General features: G+C 66.9%; 19 protein-coding genes. 6 read left to right on the top strand and 13 right to left on the bottom strand.

Translation table 11 applies throughout. The features are described 5' to 3' along the window. Positions 1-401: 401 nt before the first annotated feature. From rplS to ffh, 5 genes are all read right to left on the bottom strand, one after another. Entirely contained in the window at positions 402-785 is a 384-nt protein-coding gene (gene rplS, locus QX073_RS30065) for a 50S ribosomal protein L19 (RefSeq protein WP_015663536.1), read from the bottom strand. A 109-nt stretch (positions 786-894) separates the two neighbouring features. Continuing rightward, the gene (gene trmD / locus QX073_RS30060) at positions 895-1,671 is read right to left on the bottom strand and encodes a tRNA (guanosine(37)-N1)-methyltransferase TrmD (RefSeq protein WP_316226822.1); all 777 of its coding nucleotides are present in this window, start codon (positions 1,669-1,671) and stop codon (positions 895-897) included. Between the two features lie 197 nt (positions 1,672-1,868). Beyond that, positions 1,869-2,462: a ribosome maturation factor RimM gene (gene rimM, locus QX073_RS30055; protein ID WP_316226821.1), complete on the bottom strand. Its 594-nt coding sequence runs from the start codon at positions 2,460-2,462 to the stop codon at positions 1,869-1,871. Positions 2,463-2,589: 127 nt separating this feature from the next. Then, positions 2,590-2,922, bottom strand: coding sequence for a 30S ribosomal protein S16 (gene rpsP, locus QX073_RS30050; RefSeq protein WP_008964221.1), 333 nt, complete (start codon positions 2,920-2,922; stop codon positions 2,590-2,592). A gap of 170 nt (positions 2,923-3,092) precedes the next feature. Continuing rightward, positions 3,093-4,640 (bottom strand): signal recognition particle protein, encoded by a 1,548-nt coding sequence (gene ffh, locus QX073_RS30045; protein ID WP_315715903.1) that lies wholly within the window; start codon positions 4,638-4,640, stop codon positions 3,093-3,095. Positions 4,641-4,976: 336 nt separating this feature from the next. Here ffh and QX073_RS30040 point away from each other — a divergent pair, with 336 nt between their 5' ends. Both QX073_RS30040 and QX073_RS30035 read left to right on the top strand, forming a co-directional pair. Next, positions 4,977-5,969, top strand: coding sequence for an MBL fold metallo-hydrolase (locus QX073_RS30040; RefSeq protein ID WP_315750616.1), 993 nt, complete (start codon positions 4,977-4,979; stop codon positions 5,967-5,969). A gap of 287 nt (positions 5,970-6,256) precedes the next feature. Beyond that, positions 6,257-7,198: a transposase gene (locus QX073_RS30035; protein ID WP_316195507.1), complete on the top strand. Its 942-nt coding sequence runs from the start codon at positions 6,257-6,259 to the stop codon at positions 7,196-7,198. Positions 7,199-7,291: 93 nt separating this feature from the next. Here the strand turns inward: QX073_RS30035 and QX073_RS30030 are convergent, their stop codons facing one another. Next, positions 7,292-8,002, bottom strand: coding sequence for an SIMPL domain-containing protein (locus QX073_RS30030; RefSeq protein WP_316226820.1), 711 nt, complete (start codon positions 8,000-8,002; stop codon positions 7,292-7,294). A gap of 5 nt (positions 8,003-8,007) precedes the next feature. Next, positions 8,008-8,781 (bottom strand): GyrI-like domain-containing protein, encoded by a 774-nt coding sequence (locus QX073_RS30025; RefSeq protein ID WP_315715906.1) that lies wholly within the window; start codon positions 8,779-8,781, stop codon positions 8,008-8,010. A gap of 170 nt (positions 8,782-8,951) precedes the next feature. Between QX073_RS30025 and dapF the strand changes: the two genes are divergently transcribed. Next, the gene (dapF, locus tag QX073_RS30020; protein WP_316167777.1) at positions 8,952-9,818 is read left to right on the top strand and encodes a diaminopimelate epimerase; all 867 of its coding nucleotides are present in this window, start codon (positions 8,952-8,954) and stop codon (positions 9,816-9,818) included. Beyond that, positions 9,815-11,137 (top strand): tRNA (N(6)-L-threonylcarbamoyladenosine(37)-C(2))-methylthiotransferase MtaB, encoded by a 1,323-nt coding sequence (gene mtaB, locus QX073_RS30015; RefSeq protein WP_316226819.1) that lies wholly within the window; start codon positions 9,815-9,817, stop codon positions 11,135-11,137. The genes dapF and mtaB overlap by 4 nt, the downstream gene beginning before the upstream one ends. 53 nt (positions 11,138-11,190) lie before the next feature. Here mtaB and QX073_RS30010 read toward each other — a convergent pair whose 3' ends face one another. Beyond that, complete coding sequence (locus QX073_RS30010) at positions 11,191-12,084, bottom strand: RNA pseudouridine synthase (protein WP_316226818.1); 894 nt, start codon at positions 12,082-12,084, stop codon at positions 11,191-11,193. Between the two features lie 59 nt (positions 12,085-12,143). On the opposite strand from QX073_RS30010, the gene ftsY reads away from it, so the two are divergent. Further along, positions 12,144-13,091, top strand: coding sequence for a signal recognition particle-docking protein FtsY (gene ftsY / locus QX073_RS30005; protein ID WP_315715910.1), 948 nt, complete (start codon positions 12,144-12,146; stop codon positions 13,089-13,091). Positions 13,092-13,176: 85 nt separating this feature from the next. Then, positions 13,177-13,779 carry a septation protein A gene (locus QX073_RS30000; RefSeq protein ID WP_315715911.1) on the top strand — a complete coding sequence of 201 codons (603 nt, stop codon included), beginning with the start codon at positions 13,177-13,179 and terminating at the stop codon, positions 13,777-13,779. Positions 13,780-14,081: 302 nt separating this feature from the next. Here QX073_RS30000 and QX073_RS29995 read toward each other — a convergent pair whose 3' ends face one another. From QX073_RS29995 to ccmA, 5 genes are all read right to left on the bottom strand, one after another. Beyond that, the gene (locus QX073_RS29995; RefSeq protein ID WP_315715912.1) at positions 14,082-14,678 is read right to left on the bottom strand and encodes a DsbE family thiol:disulfide interchange protein; all 597 of its coding nucleotides are present in this window, start codon (positions 14,676-14,678) and stop codon (positions 14,082-14,084) included. Further along, entirely contained in the window at positions 14,675-14,854 is a 180-nt protein-coding gene (ccmD, locus tag QX073_RS29990) for a heme exporter protein CcmD (protein ID WP_315715913.1), read from the bottom strand. Before ccmD ends, QX073_RS29995 begins: the two co-directional genes overlap by 4 nt. Before the next feature lies 1 nt (position 14,855). Continuing rightward, positions 14,856-15,632, bottom strand: coding sequence for a heme ABC transporter permease (locus QX073_RS29985; protein WP_315750625.1), 777 nt, complete (start codon positions 15,630-15,632; stop codon positions 14,856-14,858). A 93-nt stretch (positions 15,633-15,725) separates the two neighbouring features. Further along, positions 15,726-16,394, bottom strand: coding sequence for a heme exporter protein CcmB (ccmB, locus tag QX073_RS29980; RefSeq protein WP_315740697.1), 669 nt, complete (start codon positions 16,392-16,394; stop codon positions 15,726-15,728). Between the two features lie 316 nt (positions 16,395-16,710). Next, positions 16,711-17,340: a heme ABC exporter ATP-binding protein CcmA gene (ccmA, locus tag QX073_RS29975; RefSeq protein WP_316226817.1), complete on the bottom strand. Its 630-nt coding sequence runs from the start codon at positions 17,338-17,340 to the stop codon at positions 16,711-16,713. Positions 17,341-17,453: the final 113 nt, after the last annotated feature.

Here is a 17,453-nt window from a genome sequence, read left to right as displayed (position 1 = left end):
CGCGCGAACAATCAGGAATGAGGCGCTGCGGCTTACAGCGCGCGCCTAAGCTCAGATGTCGCCGAGGTGGCGAAGCGTCCGAAGAACCGCCCGGGCAGCCGGCGGCGATCGTCGATGACGACGCGGCGACAGGCCATGCTGGTGCGATCTAGAACCATTCGAGGGCGTTATATAGCACGCAGCCACCGAAGTGCGAGATGCGTTTGTCGCAGTGAGGATGCGCGATCTCTCCGCTGTCATTCCGGGGCGCGTCGACGACACGAACCTGGAATCTCGAGGTGATCAGGTCAATCGAGATTCCGGGTTCAGCCCCTTCGGGGCTGCCCCGGAATGACGGCAGCGCAAAAACAAAAAAGCGCGGGGCCAGCCCGCGCTCTTCGTCAATCCAATGAAAGCAACGACTACTCGTTGACGGCGGTCTGCTGCCGGTCCTGCTTCTCGACGATGCGGGCCGACTTGCCGCGCAGCTGGCGCAGGTAATACAGCTTGGCGCGACGCACCTTGCCGCGGCGCACGACCTTGATCGAATCGATCATCGGGGAGAGGATCGGGAACACGCGCTCCACGCCCTCGCCATAGGAGATCTTGCGCACGGTGAAGCTCTCGTTGATGCCGCCGCCGGACCGGCCGATGCAGACGCCCTCATAGGCCTGCACGCGCGTGCGCTCGCCTTCGACCACCTTCACGTTGACGATCACGGTGTCGCCCGGGCCGAACTCCGGAATGGTCTTGTTGGCGGACAGCTTGTCGAACTGCTCTTTTTCGAGCTGCTGAATCAGGTTCACGGGTAAATCTCCATCGGCGGCGCGCCCAGCCGGGTCACGCGGGGGCTGCGCTTGTTCCTGCCGTCACTTGCGGAATTGGGCGCTCCTATAAGCCAAAGCGCGAGGCTTGTCACCCGTCTGTCGTGCTTTTTGGCTCTTTTTGGCCGGTCCCTCTTTGTTCTCGGCCGTCGCGCCCCTGCCATTCGGCCCACAAATCCGGCCTTCGCGCTTCAGTCAGCGCCTCGGCCTGGGCGCGGCGCCAAGCGGCGACCTTGGCGTGGTCACCCGAGGTGAGCACATCCGGAATGGTCCGGCCTTCGAATAGTTGGGGCCGGGTGTATTGCGGGTATTCAAGTAGGCCATCGGAAAAACTCTCGTCGGTGCCCGATTCGAGCTTGCCCATCACGCCCGGAAGCAGCCGGACGCAGGCGTCGATCAGCACCAGGGCGGCGATCTCGCCGCCCGACAGCACGTAGTCGCCGATCGAGACCTCGGTCAGCGAGCGCGCATCGATGACGCGCTGGTCGACGCCTTCGAAGCGACCGCAGACGATCAGCGGGCCCGGACCGGCCGCGAGCTCGCGGACGAAGGCCTGGGTCAACGGCCGGCCACGCGGGCTCATCAGCAGCTTCGGCCGCTCGGGATCGATCGCCGCCGCGTCGATCGCGGCTGCCAGCACGTCCGCGCGCAGCACCATGCCGGGGCCACCGCCGGCCGGCGTGTCATCGACGCTACGGTGCTTGTCGGTGGCGGAGGCCCTGATGTCGCGCGCCTCCAACGACCAGATGCTGGAGGCCAGCGCGCGGCCGGCCAGGCTGACGCCGAGCGGCCCGGGAAACATCTCCGGGAACAGCGTCAGCACGGTGGCGCGCCAAGGTGCGACTGGGGATGGGGGCGAAGTCGTCATGATGCTCTGTGTTAAGGTACCCAGGTTGCGAGATCGAGCCCTGGATGCATTGCCGGCTCTTGCGACCTCGACACCGGTGTCGTCCCGGACAAGCGTGACGCGCGTCAGCGCGTCGCGGCGCCGATTCGGGACCCATACCGCGTGATGTCGAAACGAGGCATGCGGCCAGTCCCGCGCAAGCCAATCAGCTGCGGTGGCTATGGGTCCCCGCTTTCGCGGGGACGACGAGCGGAGGGTGCGGCGGCAGCGTCATCTTCAGCGGAAGCCGGTTCATCCGCGGCTTCATCCTCGCCCTCGATCTCCGCCGGCAGCTCGATGATCACGCGGCCGCCGGCAAGATCGACCGTCGGCACCACGGCATTGGTGAACGGCAGCATCAACGTGCTGCCCGAGGGCGGGGCGATCTCGATGATGTCGCCGGCGCCGAAATTATGGATCGCGAGCACGCGGCCGAGCTGCGCGCCGTCAGCGGTCTCCGCGGCGAGGCCGATCAGGTCGGCGTGGTAGTATTCGTCGTCAGCCGTCTCGGGCAGGCGGTCTCTGGGCACGTAGAGCTCGAGCCCGTTGAGGCGTTCGGCCGCATTGCGGTCGGTGACGCCCTTGATGGCTGCGACCAGATGGTCCTTGGCCTCGCGCGCCTTCGCGACCTCGAACGAACGGCTGCCGTCCTTGGTCGTGAGCGGGCCGTAATGCAGCACGGCCAGCGGATCCTCAGTGAAGGTCCATAAGCGAACCTCGCCGCGCACGCCATGCGCGGCGCCGATTCTGGCGACACAGATGAGCTTGGACATCAGCGTGCCTCGTCCTTCGAGACGCGCTCGAACGCGCGCTCCCCAGGAGGAGGAGCCAGTTCCTCATGCAAGGGAGCACGGCGCAAGCCGTGCATCTCGAAGCATGAGGCCGCGCTCGTCAACGACCTTAGCCCTTGGCGGCGGCTTCGGCCTGCGCCTTGCGCTCCTTGCGCGGCACGGCCTTGATCGGGTTCTGGCGGGCTTCGCGCTTCTTGACGCCGGCGGCGTCGAGGAAGCGGGCGACGCGGTCGGATGGCTGCGCGCCCTTGGCGAGCCAGCCCTTCACCTTCTCCATGTCCAGCTTGAGGCGTGCCTCGTTGTCCTTCGGCATCAGCGGATTGAAGTAGCCGAGACGTTCGATGAAGCGGCCGTCACGCGGGAAGCGCGAGTCGGCGACGACGACGTGATAGACCGGGCGCTTCTTGGTGCCGGCACGGGCGAGACGGATGACGACGGACATGTAGGTTCTCCTGAGTGTCTTCTGATGAGTTGATGTCAGCTAAGCCGTCATTCCGGGGCACCGCGAAGCGGTGAGCCCGGAATCCATAACCACGATCGTGCGTATGGATTCCGGGCTCGCGCTGCGCGCGCCCCGGAATGACGAATGGAAAGAGGAGCGGATGATCCTCATTATTTCTTCTTCCCCGGAGGAAGGCCGAGGCCCGGCAGAGTCGGCTTGCCGCTGAGACCGGTGAGGCCGGGGAGGTTCGGTAGGCCGCCGCGCAGGCCGGCGGGCAGATCCTTCGGCAAATTCGGCAGTCCGCCGGGCATGCCACCCGGCATCTTTTCCGCAAGCGCCTTGAGCTGATCCGGCGAGGGCATGCCGCCACCGCCGCCAAAACCCATCGCCTGGGCGATGCCGGCCAGCGGGCCGCGCTTGCCTGAGCCCATGGCCTTCATCACGTCGGCCATGTTCCGGTGCATCTTGAGCAGCTTGTTGACGTGCTCGACGCTCTGGCCGGAGCCGGCCGCGATGCGCTTCTTGCGGCTGGCCTTGAGCAGGTCGGGATGCTTGCGCTCCTCGCGCGTCATCGAATCGATGATCGCGACCTGGCGCTTGAGGATCTTGTCGTCGATGCCGGCGGCCGCGATCTGGTTCTTCATCTTCGAGATGCCGGGCATCATGCCCATCAGCCCGCCGATGCCGCCCATCTGCGCCATCTGCTGCAGTTGCTCGCGCATGTCGTTGAGGTCGAACTGGCCCTTGCGCATCCGCTCGGCGGCGCGCGCGGCCTTCTCGGCGTCGATGTTCGCCGCGGCCTTCTCGACCAGCGAGACGATGTCACCCATGCCGAGGATGCGGCCGGCGATGCGCGAGGGATAGAAGTCTTCCAGCGCGTCGGTCTTTTCGCCGGTGCCGAGCAGCTTGATCGGCTTGCCGGTGACCGCGCGCATCGACAGCGCCGCACCGCCGCGGCCGTCGCCGTCGATACGGGTCAGCGCGATGCCGGTGAGGCCGACGCGCTGGTCGAAGGCGCGGGCGAGATTGACGGCGTCCTGGCCGGTCAGCGAATCCGCGACCAGCAGCACCTCGTGCGGGTTGGCGACCGCCTTGATCTCGGCGGCCTCCTTCATCATGTCCTCGTCCAGCGTGGTGCGGCCGGCGGTGTCGAGCAGCACCACGTCGTAGCCGCCGAGCTTGGCGGCCTCGATGGCGCGGCGCGCGATCTGCGGCGGCATCTGGCCGGCCACGATCGGCAGCGTCGGGATGTCCAGGTCGCGGCCGAGCACCGCAAGCTGCTCCATGGCGGCCGGACGGTAGACGTCGAGCGAGGCCATCAGCACCTTGCGTTTGTCGCGCTGGACCATGCGGCGCGCGAGCTTGGCGGTGGTGGTGGTCTTGCCGGAGCCCTGCAAGCCGACCATCATGATCGGCACCGGCGGCACGGCGTTGAGGTCGATGGTCTGGCCGTCGTCGCCGAGCGTCTTGACCAGCTCGTCATGGACGATCTTCACGACCATCTGGCCGGGGGTGACCGACTTGACGACGGTGGCGCCGATCGCCTGCTCGCGCACGCGCTCGGTGAAGCTGCGGACAACCTCCAGCGCGACGTCGGCCTCGAGCAGCGCCCGGCGGACTTCGCGCATCGCGGCGTCGACATCGGCTTCCGAGAGCGAACCACGCCCCGTCAGCCGATCGAGAATGCCGCCAAGCCTTTCCGACAGATTGTCGAACAATGCCGTTATCCTTTGCCCTTGCGGGCGCTCGCTTCATTGCCGCCCGTCATCGCCGCTTGCTGCGGCCCATGACGACCATATAGACCTCGGCCCGTCGGCCGAAACCGTCAGTCCAAACACGTTTGCGCCCGAGGGCGCACAGCGCTGTCGGGCGGTGACCTCCGGCCTCCAGGGCCGGGCGGTGGCTCGAAAAGACGAAACTTTCCGAAATTCGGCCGGGTTAAACCCTCAGCAGCCGCAAAAGTCAAGGAAACTTGCTTCTCGCCGTCCCGTTGCCGGACCCTGTGGGGGCGCTTACCTCTTGCGCCAGTTCAGCTTTCCCTTGCGAGGACGACCTTGCTGCGCCGTTCCAGGACCTATTCCGGCCCCGTCACCGACCATTTCGACGGCAAGCGCTTCTACGATCCCGACGGCGTTCCGCCCAAATCCCTGTCCCAGGTGCTGCGCTGGCAGTTCGACCGCAACCGCAAGCGTTCCCGCTGGCCGTCCTGGGCGGCGAGCCCGCACGCCGACACGCCGCCGCACCGGATCGACGGCGAGACAGTGCGGCTGTCCTTCATCGGCCACGCCAGCTGGCTGATCCAGACCGGCGGGCTCAACATCCTGGTCGATCCTGTCTGGTCGGAGCGGGTGTCGCCATTCGCGTTCGCCGGTCCCCGGCGGCACAATGATCCCGGCATCGCCTTTGAGGGGCTGCCGCATATCGACGTCGTGCTGGTGTCGCATGGGCATTACGATCATCTCGACATCCGGACCCTGTCGAAGCTGACCGCGCGATTTTCGCCGCGGGTCGTCACGCCGCTGGGCAACGACCTTACGATGATCGACGCTGACTCCAAGATCCGCGCCGAGGCCTATGACTGGCACGATCGCGTGACGCTGAACGAGGAGGTCGCCGTGACCCTGGTGCCGACGCGGCACTGGACGGCGCGCGGCCTGTTCGACCGCAACAAGGCGCTGTGGGCGAGCTTCGTGCTGGAGACGCCGCGCGGCAGGGTCTACATCGTCTGCGATTCCGGTTACGGCACGGGCAAGCATTTCCGCCGCGTGGCGGAGCAGCACGCGCCGATCAGGCTCGCGATCCTGCCGATCGGCGCCTACGAGCCGCGCTGGTTCATGCGCGACCAGCACATGAACCCGGAGGATGCCGTGCAGGCGCTGCAGGACTGCGGCGCGGAGGCCGCGCTGGCGCATCACCACGGCACGTTCCAACTGACGGACGAGGCGATCGACGCGCCGGTGCGCGCCCTGCACGCCGCGCTCGACCAGGCCGGCATCCCGCGCGAGCGGTTTGGTGTGCTCAAGCCAGGACAGGTGGTGGAGATCTAAGCAGGCCGCCGCCACAAAACAGATGTCGTCCTGGACTTGAGCCGGGACCCATAAACACCGAATTCAATGTTGTGAAGGCTGGCAGCTCCATCTCGCGCGACAATTACCGCCGCGGAGTATGGGTCCCTGTGTCTGGAAAGTCTGCCATGATGATGGTGGGCGGGAAGCCGTTGGGTCCTTGGCGCTAGACGCCGTGAGCCGGCTCGGTCTCCCGCCCGTTCCATTTATCAACCTGAACAGTTGCACGAGGCTGCGCCAACAGACCTCGCATCACAGGGACAGGCACCGTGATCGTACCTTTTCGTTGCGTCGGAATCGACGTTTGCAAACCCTATCTCGATATTTTTGATGAAGCCGTGGGGGCGCCGGAGCGCATCGCCAACGGGCCACAGGCCATCACACAGCTGGTGGCGCGTTGGGGATGCGATGTTCTGGTGGTCTTTGAGGCCACGGGTGTCTACGACCTCGAACTGCGCGAGGCCCTGCGTCGGGCGGGCATCCGCTTTGCGCGGATCAACCCGGCTCGAGCTCGCGATTTCGCCCGCGCCAGCGGCCAACTCGCCAAGACCGATCCGATCGACGCGCGAACGCTGGCAGCCTTTGGGCGCGCCATGCAGCCAGCCACCGAGCAGGCCATGACGCCTGCCCAAAGCGCCCTCGCCAGGCTTGCAAAACGGCGGGATCAACTGGTTGCCATGCGCGCCCAGGAAAAGAACCGCCGCAGCGAGGCCGAGGACCGCGCCATGGCCGAACGCATCAGCCGCCTGATCGAGGTCCTCAATGACGAGATCGTCGAGATCGAGGCCGAGATCAACGCGCTCATCAAAGCCGAGCCGGTGCTTGCGGAGCAGGCACAGCTGATGCGCTCCGTGCCCGGTGTGGGACCCGTCGCCTGCATGCAACTCATCACCCAGATGCCGGAACTCGGCCATCTCGGGCCAAAGGAGGTAGCCGCTCTTGCGGGCCTGGCTCCCTTCAATCGCGATAGCGGGGCGTATCGTGGCAAGCGCAAGATCGGCGGCGGCCGGAAGCGTGTCCGCGACGCCCTCTACATGGCCGCCCTCAACGCCGTCCGCCGCGCCGATCGCTTCAAGATCTTTTACAACCGTCTGCGCCAAGCCGGTAAACCCGCCAAGCTCGCCCTCATCGCCGTCGCCAGGAAGCTTCTAACCATCCTGAATGCCATGATGCGCGACCGAAAACCTCATGCGATCACTCCATCAACATAACAGTTGCCGGCTCAAGGCCGGGACGACACCGAGTTTGTAGCTACGTTGTCGGCTGCCACGACGCACAATGCGTCGCGTGGGCGTGAGGCCGACCTACTGCCCCGGCTTGATCGCCCAGGTCACGTTGACCGTGATCGACAGCGTCTCCTCGCCCTGCGCCACCGGTGTCGGCGTCGCGGCCATCGGTGCGGCGAAGGTCTTGGCGCGGAACACCGGGGCGGGCGCGCCGTCCTCGGAGATGCTGAGCGGCTGACCCAGCGTCACGCCGGCGGCCTTGGCATAGATCTCGGCCTTGCGGCGGGCGTCTGCGACGGCCTTCTCGCGCGCCTGGTCGAGCAGCCTGGATGGCTCGGCGACGCTGAAATAGATGTTGCCGACATCGTTGGCGCCGGCCGCGACCAGCGTATCGATCACGCTGGCGACCTTGGCGACGTCGTGCAGCTTGATGGTGACGCGATTGCTGGCGCGATAGCCGGTCACCGCCGGCTGGGCCGGCCGGTTCTGCGCATATTGCGGCTGCAGCGACAGCCGCGATGTCTGATAGTCCTTGTCGGCGATCCCGGCCGCCTTCAGCGCCTGCAGCACCTTGGCCATGGCGGCGTTGTTGGCCTCGGCGGCCTCGCGCGCGGTCTTGGCGTCGGATGCCACGCCGGCGTCGATCTGCGCCAGATCCGGCGGCGCCGACACGCTGGCCTCGCCGCTGACGGTGATCGCCGGCGTGTCCTGCCGGGCGATGTCATCCGCGAGGGCGGGCATTGCGAAGCTGGTCGCGAGCACGACCGCGAGGATGGGTCTGATGATCATGGTGCTCACTTCAGCGGCACGTAGACGTTGATGACGAGCTTGTCCTCGGCCGTCTTCAAGGGGTCGGTCAGGTACTCCTCGATGAAGGTGTCCTTGGCCTCCAGCCGGCGCTCGTCGAGGTGGTTGGTGATCGCCTCGTAGGTGTTGTCCATGTTGTCGTAGGAGCCGCGATGGACGAACTTCAGCGCCTTGCCCTCGGGCGACTGGCCGATGCTCATCCCCTTGCCGAGCGTCTTCGGCTCCTGCTCGACCGGCATCTCGGCCAGGAAGGTGAAGCCGGTGTCGTCGGTCGAGGTGTAGACGATCATGCCGTTGCCGGCGGGCTTGATGCCCTGCTTGTCCAGCGTGGCCGACAGCGATTTGAAGGAGTCGATCAGCGTGTCGAACGCATTGTCCCAATTCGCGGTGCCCTTGACGAGGACGACCTTCTTCGCCTCGAGCTTGATCTCGTCGCCGAAGGCGTCGGCCGCCTGGGCCGGCGCCGCGGCCTGCGGCGGCGTCGTGGCCGGGGACTGGGCCGCGGTCGGAGATGACGACGGCGAGGGGCTCGCGCTGGCGGCCGGCGTCGGGCTGGTCGCGGGCGCCGGACTGGCCGACGCGGCAGGCGCAGGAGAGGCCGGCGCCACCGGCGCCGGTAGCGCGCTCGGGGCCGGTGCGGGCGTGGCTGAGGCCGCCGGAGCCGGCGAGGCCGACGGCGCCTGGGCCCGGGCGAACGTGCCGCCGAGCAGGAGCGCGACCGAGCTCACGGCCAGAACGAGGCGGAAAGTGCTGAGATTCATTCGACTATTCTCCAGTGGCCGTGCTGCTTTGCCCGGTTCGTGCCGGCGAATGAACCGGTCCTAACATGCTCGGCGGCGCGGCGTCCCATGACAGATGCGTCATGTCGCTCTGCAGGCTGGTCAATGCCGCGCCATTCGCCATATAAGGCGGACACAATTTGGATATTTTCATGAGCGCACTGGCCAACCACAGCTTCGTCAAGATGAACGGGATTGGCAACGAGATCGTCGTGGTCGATCTGCGCGACGTGAAGCATGTCGTCACGCCGGACGAGGCGCGGGCGGTGGCATCCCGGGTGCCCTACGATCAGCTGATGGTGCTGCAGCCGCCGCGGCTCGACGGCACCGAAGCGTTCATCCGCATCTACAACAATGACGGATCGGAGTCCGGCGCCTGCGGCAACGGCATGCGCTGCGTGGTGCGCCAGGTGTTCGGCAAGACCGGCCAGACCAGCGCGACGTTCGAGACCCGCGCCGGGTTGTTGAACTGCTGGCAGGGGCCGGCGCCCGACCTCTACACCGTCGACATGGGCGCGCCGAAGTTCGGCTGGCAGGACATTCCTCTCGCCGAGGAGTTTCGCGACACCCGCTACATCGAGCTGCAGATCGGGCCGATCGATGCGCCGATCCTGCATTCGCCCTCGGTCGTCAACATGGGCAACCCGCACGCGGTGTTCTGGGTGGACGACGTCAATGCCTATGATCTGGAGCGCTTCGGGCCGCTGCTGGAGAACCATCCGATCTTCCCGGAGCGTGCGAACATCACGCTCGCCCACATCGTCGATCGCGACCACATCACGATGCGCACCTGGGAGCGCGGCGCGGGGCTGACCAAGGCCTGCGGTTCGGCGGCCTGTGCGACAGCGGTCGCGGCCGTCAGGCTGAAGCGTGCCAACCGGATCGTGCAGATGAGGCTGCCCGGCGGCGAGCTCACGATCGAGTGGCGCGAGCGCGACGATCACGTGCTGATGACGGGCACCGCGACGTTCGAGTTCGAGGGACGGTTCGAGCCGTCGATGTTCGCCAGCGTCGCATGAGCGTCGACGTCGTTACCTTCGGCTGCCGCCTCAACGCGTTCGAATCCGAGCTGATCGCGAAACATGCCGAGGCGGCCGGTGCCGACGACACCATCGTCATCAACAGCTGTGCCGTCACCAACGAGGCGGTGGCGCAGGCCCGGCAGTCGATCCGCAAATTGAAGCGCGAGCGCCCCGCGGCGCGCATCGTTGTGACCGGCTGCGCCGCGCAGACGCAGGCCGGCATGTTCGCCGCCATGCCCGAGGTCGACCGCGTCATCGGCAATGACGACAAGCTGCGGCCCGATGCGTGGCGTGCGACCACACGGGCGTTGGCGGTGCCACGGTTCGGCATCGATGCGTCCGAGAAGGTGGCCGTCTCCGACATCATGGCGGTGATGGAGATGGCGCCGCATCTGGTCGACGGCTTCCAGCGCGGCCTGCCGCGCGTGTTCGTGCAGGTGCAGAACGGCTGCGATCATCGCTGCACCTTCTGCATCATCCCGTTCGGTCGCGGCAATTCGCGCTCGGTGCCGATGGGCGCTGTGGTGGATCAGGTCCGCGCGCTGGCCGATCGTGGCCATGCCGAGATCGTGCTCACCGGCGTCGACCTGACGAGCTATGGCGCCGGCCTGCCCGGCACGCCGAAGCTCGGCCGGCTTGTGAAGCAGATCCTCCGCCACGTGCCGGAGTTGAGACGCCTGCGCATCTCCTCGATCGATTCGATCGAGGCCGATGCCGACCTGCTCGATGCGCTCGCGGATGATGCCAGGCTGATGCCGCATCTGCATCTGTCGCTGCAGGCGGGTGACGATCTGATCCTGAAGCGCATGAAGCGGCGGCATGCGCGCGCCGATGCCATCGCATTCTGTGCTCAGGTGCGCCGGCTGCGGCCGGACATCACGCTTGGCGCCGATCTGATCGCGGGATTTCCGACCGAGACCGAGGAGATGTTCGCGCGCTCGCTCGACCTGGTCGAGGAATGCGGCCTGACCTTCCTGCACGTGTTTCCCTATTCGCCGCGCCCGGGCACGCCGGCGGCGCGCATGCCGCAGGTGGACGGCGCCGTCATCCGTGATCGGGCCCGGCGGCTGCGGGCCGCGGGAGAGGCGGCGTTGCGGCGGCGGTTGGAGCAGGAGATCGGCTGTCAGCGTGAGGTGCTGATCGAGAGTGAGACCCAGGGACGGACGGAGCATTATCTGCCGGTCGCCACGACCACTGCGTTGCCAGGCACCGTGCAGCGGCTCACGATCACGGGGCATCATGGGGCCCGGCTGTTAGTCCAGAATTCCGTCATGCCCGGGCTTGACCCGGGCATCCACGCTGTCCCCAAGAACTAAGACGTGGATGGCCGGGACTTCGCCCGGCCATGACGGTGCGGAAAGAGATGGGCTCACGCCCCGTTCCACCCGCACATCTTCAGCCGCTCATGCATGTGCACCGGCGCCGGCGCCACCACGTGTACCGGTGGCTTGTTTTTCGACAGCGGAATCGAAATCTCGCGTGCGTGCAGATGCAGCCGCGGCTCGCCGAAGCGCGGGCCGTTGCCATAGATGTTGTCACCGACGATCGGCCATCCCGACGCTGCCGAATGCACGCGCAGTTGATGCGTGCGGCCGGTGACAGGTTCCATGGCGAGCCAGGTCAGCTTGGTCGATGAAGTCTCGCTCTCGCCCGCGGCCTCCTGCGCTCCCTCCCCCCTTGTGGGGGAGGGCTGGGGAGGGAGGTAGCTCCGGGCGACACCGCCGTTGTGGACCCCCACCCCCGACCCCTCCCCGCAAGGGGGAGGGGAGTTGATGCCACAAGTGGGAGGCGAGCCAGGGGATGGGTTGGCGGCGGGGCTTGCATACGACCTCCCCAGCACCCGCCATTTCGTCACCGCTGGCTGCCCGTTCGGATCCGGCTTCTGCCACCAGCCGCGCTCGGCGTTCAGCTTGCCGAGCGGGAGCTCGATCACGCCCTCGTCAGCGTCAGGTCCGCCTTCGACGACAGCCCAATAGGTCTTCGAAATCTTGCCATGCTTGAACAAAAGCCCGAGCGACGCCGTTGCCTTGCGATGACGGCCGAGCACCAGACAGCCCGAGGTTTCCTTGTCCAGCCGATGCGCCAGCACCGGCGGGCGCGGCAGGCCGAAGCGCAGCGCGTCGAAGGAGGCTTCGAGGTTCGGTCCGCCCTTCGGTCCCTTGTGCACGGGAATGCCGGCCGGCTTGTCGATCACCAGCATCAGCCCGTCGCGGTGGAGCACGCGGGCAAGCATTTCCTCGTCGGTGGGTTGGTTAATGTCCATGGAAACCGTAACGCGGGTGTGAGCTTTCGTTTGCGAATGGAAAGGGCTAACACCACGCCATGAACGATACCACCTCGGAAACACCCAAGCTGTCGTGGTGGCGGCGGCTGTCGGCCGGCCTGAAGCGCACCTCCGGCGCGCTCGGCACGGCCGTCGCCGATCTCGTCACCAAGCGCAAGCTCGACCGCGCGATGCTCGACGACATCGAGGACGTGCTGCTGCGCGCCGATCTCGGCACCCAGGTCGCCGCGCGAATCGCCGACGCCGTCGGGACCGGCCGCTACGACAAGGCGATCAGCGCCGACGAGGTCAAGGCGGTCGTCGCGACCGAGGTCGAGAAGGTGCTGTCGCCGGTGGCGAAGCCGCTCGAGATCGCGCCGGGCCACAAGCCGTTCGTCATTCTCGTCGTCGGCGTCAACGGCTCCGGCAAGACGACCACGATCGGCAAGCTGGCGCAGAAATTCGCTTCCGAAGGCAGGCAGGTCATGCTGGCCGCGGGCGACACGTTCCGTGCCGCCGCGATCGAGCAGCTCAAGGTCTGGGGCGAGCGCACCAAGGCGCCGGTGATCGCCGGCGCGCAGGGCTCGGACTCCGCCAGCCTTGCGTTCACCGCCATCACCGCGGCCAAGGAGCAGGGCCGCGACATCCTGCTGATCGATACTGCCGGCCGTTTGCAGAACAAGGCCGAGCTGATGAACGAGCTCGAAAAGGTGGTGCGTGTCATTCGCAAGGTCGACGCGTCGGCACCGCATGCGGTGCTGCTCGTGCTCGACGCGACGGTGGGACAAAATGCGCTGTCGCAGGTCGAGGCGTTTCATCGTACGGCAGGCGTCACCGGCCTCGTGATGACCAAGCTCGACGGTACGGCGCGCGGCGGCATCCTCGTGGCGCTGTCGGAGAAGTTCAAGCTGCCGGTGCACTTCATCGGCGTCGGCGAGGGGGTCGATGATCTCTCACCGTTCGCCGCGAAAGATTTTGCGCGGGCGATCGCCGGCATCGAGGATTGACGTCGGCACGCTCGGGCTCCGGCCCACCGCCAGATCGAGACGACCGGATCAACCGCTGCCGTGGCTGCAGCCAACAGGACACTGAATGGACAAGACCCAGCCGCACCCGCTGTTCAAGCTCGCGACCGAACTTGGCCCGCTGATCATCTTCTTCGTGGTCAACGCCAAGTTCAATCTGTTCGCTGCGACCGGCGCGTTCATGGTTGCGATCATCGCGGCGCTGATCGCGTCCTATGTCGTGACGCGGCACGTCCCGCTGATGGCGCTGGTGACCGCCGTCGTCGTCATCGTGTTCGGCACGCTGACCCTGGTGCTGCACGACGAGACCTTCATCAAGGTCAAGCCGACCATCATCTACGGCCTGTTCGCGGCCGTGCTCGGCGGCGGGCTGCTGTTCAACCGCTCCTTCATCGCGATCATGTTCGATCAGATGTTCAACCTGACGGCCGCAGGCTGGCGCATCCTCACCTTCCGCTGGGCGTTGTTCTTTGCCGCGATGGCGGTGCTGAACGAGATCATCTGGCGCACGCAGAGCACCGATTTCTGGGTCGGCTTCAAGGCGTTCGGCGTCGTGCCGCTGACCATGATCTTCGCCATCGCCCAGATGCCGCTGATCAAGCGCTACCATCAGGACCCGGCGTCGCTCGAAGCCAGCGATGCGGCGGAAGGGGATGTGAGCAAGGGGTAGCTGCCCCGAACGCGGTCATCGCGAGGAGCGTAGCGACGAAGCAATCCAAGGCCCGTAGATGCTCCGGATCGCTTCGCTTCGAGGTTCTCCGCGCCGTCATTCCGGAGCGCGCCGCGCAGCGGCGTGAGCCCGGAATCCATAACCACGACAAGGCGTGTGACGCGAGATGGCTGTGGCGCCCGTCTTCGCCAAACGACCGCTCGTGAGTATGGATTCCGGGCTCGTCGCTTCGCGCCGCCCCGGAATGACGACGCAGAGAGAGGAGCGTGTTTGCCGCTGAAGCTCCGATGGCTGCGCGAGGCTTACGAACCCACCTTCAGCGCCTTCTCGATTTCCGGCTTCAACACCGCATCGATGTTCTGCGCCGTGATCGGGCCGACCAGCTTGTAGACGATGGTGCCCTCGCGGCCGACGACGAAGGTCTCGGGCACGCCGTAGACGCCCCATTCGATGCCCGCGCGGCCGTTGCCGTCGACGCCGACGACGTCATAGGGGTTGCCGTAGCGGCCGAGGAAGCGGCGGGCGTTGTCGGCGCCGTCCTTGTAGTTGATGCCGATGATCTGGAAGCGCTTGTCGCGGCCGAGCTCGACCAGCAGCGGCGCCTCGTCGTGGCAGGGCACGCACCACGATGCCCAGACGTTGATGATGCTGACCTTGCCCTTGAGTGCAGCCGGGTCGAGGCCGGGCACCGGCGTGCCGTCCCTCGCCAGTTCCGGCAGCGCCGGCAGCGGCGTGGCCGGCGCGGGGCGGCCGATCAGCGCGGATGGAATGCGCGACGGGTCGCCGTTGCCGAGGCGCGACCAGAACAGCGCCGCCAGCCCGAGGAACACCACCAGCGGCAGCAGCATGAGGAATGAGCGGCGCCGCGGCGCCGGCTCCGTCGCAGCCTGTTCGATCATTGGATATCCGTCGCGGCGCGGCCGGAACGGCGGCTGATGCCGCTGTCCTCGAGCGCGCGCAAGCGCGCCTTCTGGGTGCGGTAGTCGATGGCGATCCAGCCGATCAGCAGCATCACGACCAGCGCCGCTGCAAGATAGGAGGTCGCGATGAAGGAGGTATAGGGGCCAAGGTCCATGTCAAGCCGCTCCCGCGATCTGGCCTGCCGCATCGTCGGCTGGTGCGGCCGTGGTGTAGGCGCGGGCCTGCATCATCTGCAGGCTGCGGACGCGCCGGCGCAGGATCTCGTTGCGCATCGCCGCGACATGCAGGGTAATGAACAGGAACGAGAACCCGACTGCCATCACCAGCAGCGGGATCAGGAATGATTTGTCGAGCGCCGGACCGCCCATTCGCATCACCGACGCCGGTTGATGCAGCGTGTTCCACCAGTCGACGGAGAACTTGATGATCGGCAGGTTGATCGCGCCAACCAGCGTCAGCACGGCGGCAGCGCGGGCGGCGCGGGTCGGATCCTCGACCGCGCGCCACAGCGCCATCAGGCCGAGATACATCAGGAACAGAATCAGCACCGAGGTCAGCCGCGCATCCCACTCCCAATAGGTGCCCCACATCGGCCGGCCCCACAGCGAGCCGGTGAGGAGAGCGAGGAACGTGAAGCTGGCGCCGATCGGGGCGGCGGCCTTGGCAGCGACGTCGGCGAGCGGATGCCGCCACACCAAGGTGCCGAGCGAGGCGATGCTCATGATGCTCCAGACGAACATCGACAGCCAGGCATTGGGCACGTGGATGAACATGATCTTGACGGTCGCGCCCTGCTGATAGTCGTCGGGCGCCAGCGCGGAGAGGTACAGGCCGGCAGCCAGCAGCGCGGCCGTGACCAGCGCCAGCCACGGCAGCAGCCGCGCCGCCAGCGCAAGGAACCGGGTGGGATTGGCGAGGTCGATCAGCGACATGAGACCCTTGTTAAAGGCGGAAGCGGTTGCAGGCAATCAGCACGACGCCGCTAGGTAAGAGTTGATCATGGTCAAACCCCGGCGGGCGGCGGGTCAATCCAGCCCGTTCCGCAAGCTTGTCGCGGCGGCGAACGGGCCGATCACGAAACTCACCAGCGACAATGCGCACAGGATCGAGAACGGCGCCCCGAACGGCAGCGGGCCGACGATGGCCGCCTGCGACGCCGCGACGCCGAAGATCAGCACTGGGATCGAAAGTGGCAGCACCAAGACCGCCAGCAGCAGCCCGCCGCGGTGCATCGTCACAGCCAGTGCTGCACCGATCATGCCGATGAAGGTCAGGGCAGGCGTGCCCGCCAACAACGTCAGCGCGACGGCGCCGGTCGCTGTGGCGTCGAGGTTGAGCAGCAGGCCGAGCACGGGCGTCGCGATCACCAGCGGCAGGCCGGCGGCGAGCCAATGCGCCAGCGCCTTGGCGGCGCAGGCCAGCTCCAGCGGTGTCCGGCTCATCACGACCAGGTCGAGCGAGCCGTCCTCGTGGTCGGCGGTGAACAGCCGGTCCAGGGTGAGCAGGCTGGAGAGCAGGGCGCCGAGCCAGAGGATGGCGGGGCCGAGCCGGGTCAGCAGCGCCAGATCCGGCCCGACCGCGAATGGCATCAGCACCACGACGGTAAGAAAGAACAGCACGCCGATCAACGCGCCGCCGCCGATACGCAGCGCGATCCTGATGTCGCGGCGGATGAGGGCACCGAGGGCGGTCATGCGGATAGGGCCTCGGCTGATTGCTTGATGGCAGATGGTGAGCCGCGCTCCCTCGACCCGCAAACTGCGCTCCCTTCCCCCTTGTGGGGGAGGGCTGGGGAGGGGGGTGGCTCCAGGTGACGCTGCCGTTGTGGACCGCCGCCCCCTCCCCGCAAGGGGGAGGAGGCGGCGCGCCGATGGGACGTTGGTTGGTGCGACCGAATCTCGTCAAACAAGTTAGAGCGCGTCGTGGGGCACCCCCGTCCCTGACCTTCCCCCACAAGGGGGGCGGGAACGGAGAGAGCGGTGGGTGGGACTGCGAAGAGGCGAGAGGGAATCATCGAGCCTCCCCGATCCGCAGCTCGCGTGTGTCGATGCCGAGCGGGCCGTGCGTCGCCGCGACAATCAGCCCACCCCCGGCGAGATGCTCCCGCATCAGCCCCGCGAACATCGCCTGCCCGGCGACGTCGAGCGCCGCGGTCGGTTCATCGAGCAGCCAGAGCAGGCGCGGCACCGCGAGCAGGCGGGCCAGCGACAGCCGGCGGCGCTGGCCGGCGGACAGATAGGCGGCGGGCAGGTCAATGGCGTGGGCGATGCCGACGGCCGCGAGGCAGTCGGGGATCGGCCGCGTGATGCCGCCGCCGAGGAATTCGGCCCAGAAGGTCAGGTTTTCGCGCACGGTGAGCGCCGGCTTCAGCGCGTCGCGGTGGCCGAGATAATGCGCCTGCTCGGGCACCGTGAGCTCGCTCTCACCGCCCTCGATGGCGATCGAGCCGCCCGCCGGCAGCAGCAGGCCGGCAATCAACCGCAGCAGTGATGTCTTGCCCGCACCATTGTGTCCGGTCACCGCCAGCGCCTCGCCCGCGACTGCTTCGAAGGCTAGTCCTGCGAACACCTCGCGACCGCCGCGCACGCACCTGACGTCGCGGCCGAACAGCTTCGGAGACAATGTTGAAGTCGCCTGCATGGCCCGTCGTGACAGCCCCTAGGGAATTGATGGCTAGCGCGTGAGAATTTGTGGGTGATGCCACGTCGGGACTTGCTTGTCTCTGTGGCGGCGCAGTTAGAAAGCTTCTATAA

The sequence above is a fragment of the Bradyrhizobium sp. SZCCHNS3052 genome (genome assembly GCF_032484495.1).
In the GTDB taxonomy this organism is placed as follows: domain Bacteria; phylum Pseudomonadota; class Alphaproteobacteria; order Rhizobiales; family Xanthobacteraceae; genus Bradyrhizobium.
This window is presented reverse-complemented; position numbering and strand designations above follow the sequence as displayed.

What these genes read in the sequence shown, in the direction of transcription:
- trmD (WP_316226822.1), bottom strand. Translation starts at nt 1,671, where the DNA reads ATGACGACTTCGCCCCCATCCCCAGTCGCACCTTGGCGCGCCACCGTG.
- rimM (WP_316226821.1), bottom strand. Translation starts at nt 2,462, where the DNA reads ATGTCCAAGCTCATCTGTGTCGCCAGAATCGGCGCCGCGCATGGCGTG.
- rpsP (WP_008964221.1), bottom strand. Translation starts at nt 2,922, where the DNA reads ATGTCCGTCGTCATCCGTCTCGCCCGTGCCGGCACCAAGAAGCGCCCG.
- QX073_RS30030 (WP_316226820.1), bottom strand. Translation starts at nt 8,002, where the DNA reads ATGATCATCAGACCCATCCTCGCGGTCGTGCTCGCGACCAGCTTCGCA.
- QX073_RS30025 (WP_315715906.1), bottom strand. Translation starts at nt 8,781, where the DNA reads ATGAATCTCAGCACTTTCCGCCTCGTTCTGGCCGTGAGCTCGGTCGCG.
- dapF (WP_316167777.1), top strand. Translation starts at nt 8,952, where the DNA reads ATGAGCGCACTGGCCAACCACAGCTTCGTCAAGATGAACGGGATTGGC.
- mtaB (WP_316226819.1), top strand. Translation starts at nt 9,815, where the DNA reads ATGAGCGTCGACGTCGTTACCTTCGGCTGCCGCCTCAACGCGTTCGAA.
- QX073_RS30010 (WP_316226818.1), bottom strand. Translation starts at nt 12,084, where the DNA reads ATGGACATTAACCAACCCACCGACGAGGAAATGCTTGCCCGCGTGCTC.
- ftsY (WP_315715910.1), top strand. Translation starts at nt 12,144, where the DNA reads ATGAACGATACCACCTCGGAAACACCCAAGCTGTCGTGGTGGCGGCGG.
- QX073_RS30000 (WP_315715911.1), top strand. Translation starts at nt 13,177, where the DNA reads ATGGACAAGACCCAGCCGCACCCGCTGTTCAAGCTCGCGACCGAACTT.
- QX073_RS29995 (WP_315715912.1), bottom strand. Translation starts at nt 14,678, where the DNA reads ATGATCGAACAGGCTGCGACGGAGCCGGCGCCGCGGCGCCGCTCATTC.
- ccmD (WP_315715913.1), bottom strand. Translation starts at nt 14,854, where the DNA reads ATGGACCTTGGCCCCTATACCTCCTTCATCGCGACCTCCTATCTTGCA.
- QX073_RS29985 (WP_315750625.1), bottom strand. Translation starts at nt 15,632, where the DNA reads ATGTCGCTGATCGACCTCGCCAATCCCACCCGGTTCCTTGCGCTGGCG.
- ccmB (WP_315740697.1), bottom strand. Translation starts at nt 16,394, where the DNA reads ATGACCGCCCTCGGTGCCCTCATCCGCCGCGACATCAGGATCGCGCTG.
- ccmA (WP_316226817.1), bottom strand. Translation starts at nt 17,340, where the DNA reads ATGCAGGCGACTTCAACATTGTCTCCGAAGCTGTTCGGCCGCGACGTC.